Raw genomic sequence first — 847 nt, 5'->3', positions numbered from 1 at the left:
AAAAATGCGACGCAACAACAAGTCGCATTTATTGAAAACTGGATTAACAACTATCCAAAGAAGATATTGGGTTACAAATCTCCTAGAGAATTTTTACAGACTGGCTAACTTGAACTTGAAATTTAGCTTTACTGAAAAATAGGCATGAAAATGAAAAATAGGTCTTTAGACTGAAGCGTTTTTATGCTATAATAGGGTATAATGTGTTTAAGAAAATGTAGCAAAGGAGAGACTACATGATTAAAATTTATACCGTTTCGAGCTGTACGAGCTGCAAAAAAGCTAAAAACTGGCTCAATGCTCATCAATTATCGTACAATGAACACAATTTAGGAAAAGAATCGATTAGCAAAGAAGAGATTTTGAATATCTTGACAAAGACAGAGAATGGTATTGCAAGTATTGTATCTTCTAAAAATCGATATGCAAAAAATTTGGATTGTGACATTGAAGATTTAAGTGTGAACGAAGTCATTGAGTTAATTACCGAAAATCCTCGTATTTTAAAAAGTCCAATCTTGATTGATGAGAAACGTCTTCAAGTTGGGTACAAGGAAGATGATATTCGTGCCTTTTTACCACGTTCTGTGCGTAATGTAGAAAATGCGCAGGCTCGCTTGCGTGCAGCTTTATAGGATTCAAGAGTGAAGAGTTTGAGTCAAGAGGCCGAGCTCTTTTCTTTTCGTTTTAGATTTTTTACGATTAGGATACGTGATTTCAGCACGCCAAACGCATGAAGAAAAGATAGTTTTCAGAAAACGACATACATAGTGACAAAATCAATCAAAGTAGTAAACTAGAGATAGAGGTGACTACAATGATTGATTTTCTCGTTTCCATAGACTCC

At 34.6% G+C, this 847-nt stretch carries 1 protein-coding gene and 1 pseudogene; both read left to right on the top strand.

The window, feature by feature from the left end:
- Positions 1-108 (top strand): annotated as a pseudogene (locus tag ABPH35_RS10935) (IS30 family transposase); the annotation flags it as partial.
- 128 nt (positions 109-236) lie between these two features.
- The gene (gene spx, locus ABPH35_RS10930) at positions 237-635 is read left to right on the top strand and encodes a transcriptional regulator Spx (RefSeq protein WP_075099515.1); all 399 of its coding nucleotides are present in this window, start codon (positions 237-239) and stop codon (positions 633-635) included.
- Positions 636-847 lie beyond the last annotated feature (212 nt).

Origin of the sequence: Streptococcus handemini (assembly GCF_040984445.1) — a bacterium.
GTDB classification, from domain to species: Bacteria; Bacillota; Bacilli; order Lactobacillales; family Streptococcaceae; genus Streptococcus; species Streptococcus handemini.
The sequence above is the reverse complement of the archived record's forward strand: the minus strand, read 5'-3'. Positions and strand labels throughout refer to the sequence as shown.

Coding starts and splice junctions, on each gene's coding strand:
- spx (WP_075099515.1), top strand. CDS start 237: ATGATTAAAATTTATACCGTTTCGAGCTGTACGAGCTGCAAAAAAGCT.